Origin of the sequence: Elioraea sp. Yellowstone, from assembly GCF_006704265.1 — a bacterium.
Taxonomy (GTDB): Bacteria; Pseudomonadota; Alphaproteobacteria; order Acetobacterales; family Acetobacteraceae; genus Elioraea.
This window is the reverse complement of the sequence record NZ_VIKA01000239.1, coordinates 1-3,040: the sequence shown is the minus strand read 5'-3', so window position 1 is coordinate 3,040 and position 3,040 is coordinate 1. Positions and strand designations below refer to the sequence as shown.

Below are 3,040 nucleotides of genomic sequence, written 5' to 3'. Positions count from 1 at the left end.
ACCCGGCCGCGTCCGGCCGCCAAGGCGCCGAAGCCGGCCGGGCGCAAGGCGCCCGCGAAGCCCGCCAAGACGACCAAGCCTGCCGCCCGGGCGAGGCCCGGCAAGCCGGGCGGCACCGGCAAGCCCGCCAGGAAGTCCGCCCGCGCGCGCCGATGAGAGCGGACGACGTCCTGCACCGCCTCACGATCGGCGATGCCGCCGGCGCGATCCGCGCGCGTCGCCTCTCGCCGGTCGAGCTCGCGCGTGCGCTGCTCGCCCGGATCGAGCAGCTCAACCCCCGGCTCGACGCCTTCCTCACCGTCACCGAGCGCGAAGCGCTCTCGGCCGCGCGCCTGGCCGAGAAGGCGATCGCCTCGGGCGGCTGGAAGGGCCCGCTGCACGGCATCCCGCTCGCCTACAAGGACATCTACGAGACCGCCGGCGTGCGCACCACCGCGCATTCGCGGCTGATGCTGAACCACATGCCGAAGCGCAGTGCGGCCGCGGTGGAGCGGCTGGCCGAGGCCGGCGCGGTGATGCTCGGCAAGCTCGCCACCCACGAATTCGCGATCGGCGGTCCGGCCTTCGACCTGCCCTGGCCGCCCGCCCGCAATCCCTGGGACACGGAGCGCTTCACGGGCGGTTCCTCCTCCGGTTCGGCGGCGGCGATCGCGGCCGGGCTCTGCCTCGGCAGCCTCGGCTCGGACACGGGCGGTTCGATCCGCATCCCGGCCGCCTATTGCGGCATCGCCGGGCTGAAGCCGACGGCGGGGCTGGTCAGCCGGCGCGGCATGGTGCCGCTCTCGCACTCGCTCGACACGGCGGGGCCGATGGCCTGGACGGCCGAGGACTGCGCCATCCTGCTCGCCGCGATCGCCGGCCACGACCCGGAGGACAGCGCCTCGGTGCCCGCCCCCCCGGTCGACTACCTCGCCGAGTGCCGCAAGCCGGTGAAGGGGATGCGCGTCGGGCTGATCCGCCGCTTCCACGAGCACGACGTGCCGGCCTCGGCGGAGGTGCGCGAGCAGATGGCGGACGCGGTGCGGCTGCTCCGGGATCTCGGCTGCACGGTGGTGGATCTCGACACCGCGCCGCTGCAGGACTTCAACGCGGTCGCGCGGCTGATCATCACCGCCGAGGCCTACACGCTGCACGAGCACGATCTCACCACCCGTCCCGAGCTCTACTCGCGCGCCTTCCGCGTGCGCGTGATGGCGGGCGCCCTGCTGCGGGCGGCCGACTACCTCCAGGCGCAGCGCCAGCGCCGCACGCTCGCCGCGCAGTTCAACGCCCTGTTCGAGCAGGTCGAGGTGCTGGTGACCGCCTCGGCCGCCTCGCCGCCGCCCAAGCTCGCCGACCAGCAGCTCGACGAGGGGCTGGCGCGGCCGATGTTCACCGCGCCGGCGAACGTGTCGGGCGGGCCGGCGCTGGTGGTCTGCTCGGGCTTCGCGGCGAACGGCCTGCCGCTCGGGCTGCAGATCGTCGGCCGCCCGTTCGACGACGCCGGCGTGCTGCGGCTCGGCCGCGCGGTCGAGGAGGCGGCGGGGACGCGGGCACGGCGGCCGGCGCTCTGACGGCCGCGTCCGGTCCTGACGGGGGCGCGTGCCATGCTGGCGGGCGCGGCAGGGGAAGGCGGCCCGGCGGCGGGCGAGGACGGCGTAAAGCGCTAAAGGCGTAAAGGCGTAAAGGCGTAAAGTGCGCGAGCGGGGCACTGGCCGGGCGGCGGCGCTGCTATAAGCCCGCCGATGACCCGCGCCTCCCGCCTCGCCGCCGCAAGCCTCGCCATCGCCGTCACGGTGCTGGGGCTGAAGGCGATCGCGTGGTGGCTGACCGGATCGGTCGCGCTGCTGGCGGACGCGGTGGAGAGCATCGTCAACGTCGCCGCCTCGGCGACCGCGCTCGCCGCCGTGCTCTATTCCCAGCGTCCGGCGGACGCGAACCACCCCTACGGCCACGCCAAGGCCGAGTACTTCTCGGCCGTGTTCACCGGCGTGCTGATCGTGGTGGCGGCGATCTCGATCCTGCGCGAGGCTTGGTTCGCTCTGCTCGAGCCGCGCGCGCCCGACCGGCCCGCGCTTGGCCTCGCCGTCAGCGCGCTCGCCACCGTGATCAACGCCGCCTGGGCCTGGGTGCTGATCCGGCGCGGTCGCGCGCTCGGCTCGCCGGCCTTGCGCGCGGACGGACGGCACCTCCTCGCCGACGTGGTCACCTCGCTCGGCGTGATCGCCGGCGTCTGGCTGGTGGTGCTGACCGGCGAGCTCTGGCTCGACCCCGCGCTCGCAGCCGCCTGCGCCGTCAACATCCTCTGGTCCGGCTTCCGGCTGATGCGCGAGAGCGTGGGCGGGCTGATGGACGAGGCGGTGGCCGCCGAGTCGCTGGAGCGGATCCGGTCGCTCGTGTCCTCGCACGCCGAGGGCGCGATCGAGGCGCACGACCTGCGCACCCGCCAGGCGGGGCGCTTCACCTTCATCGAGTTCCACCTGGTGGTGCCCGAGGAGATGCGCGTGGGCGAGGCGCACGCGATCTGCGACCGGATCGAGGCGGCCCTGAAGGCCGAGCTCGAACCCGCCGTGATCACCATCCATGTCGAGCCGCCGCACAAGGCCAAGCATCGCGGTGTGGTGGTCGTCTAGCCTCGTCGCACTGCTGCTCCTCGCCGGCGCCGCGGCGGCGAAGCCCGCGCGCGTGGTCTCGCTCAATCTCTGCGCCGACCAGTTCGTCGTCGCCCTGGCCGAGCGGGGCCGGATCGCCGCACTCTCGCCGCTCGCCGCCGACCCGGCGTTCTCGGCGGTCGCGGCCGAGGCCGCCGGCATCCCGCGCGTCCGCCCGATCGCCGAGGAGGTGCTGCCGCTCGACCCCGACCTCGCGGTCGTCGGGCCGTGGGGCGCGACACGCGTTGCCGCACTGCTCGAAGCCCGCGGGGTCGCCGTGCTGCGCCTCGACCTCGCCGAGGAGTTCGACGCGATCCTGCGGCACCTGCGCGCGGTCGCAGCCGCGCTCGGCGAGCGGGACCGCGGCGAGAGGCTGGCCGCAGCGATCGGCCGGGAGCTCGCCGCACTGC

3 protein-coding genes are annotated in these 3,040 nt (G+C 74.8%); all 3 read left to right on the top strand.

The genetic code is table 11. The annotated features are described in order from the left end of the window. Positions 1 to 152: 152 nt before the first annotated feature. A complete protein-coding gene (locus FK498_RS18185) occupies positions 153 to 1,553 on the top strand; it encodes an amidase (RefSeq protein WP_141857057.1) in 1,401 nt (466 codons plus the stop codon). A gap of 171 nt (positions 1,554 to 1,724) precedes the next feature. Then, a complete protein-coding gene (locus FK498_RS18180; protein ID WP_141857055.1) occupies positions 1,725 to 2,612 on the top strand; it encodes a cation diffusion facilitator family transporter in 888 nt (295 codons plus the stop codon). Continuing rightward, positions 2,596 to 3,040: ABC transporter substrate-binding protein (locus tag FK498_RS18175; protein WP_161988489.1), on the top strand; the 445-nt coding region annotated here is incomplete at its 3' end. The genes FK498_RS18180 and FK498_RS18175, both read left to right, overlap by 17 nt.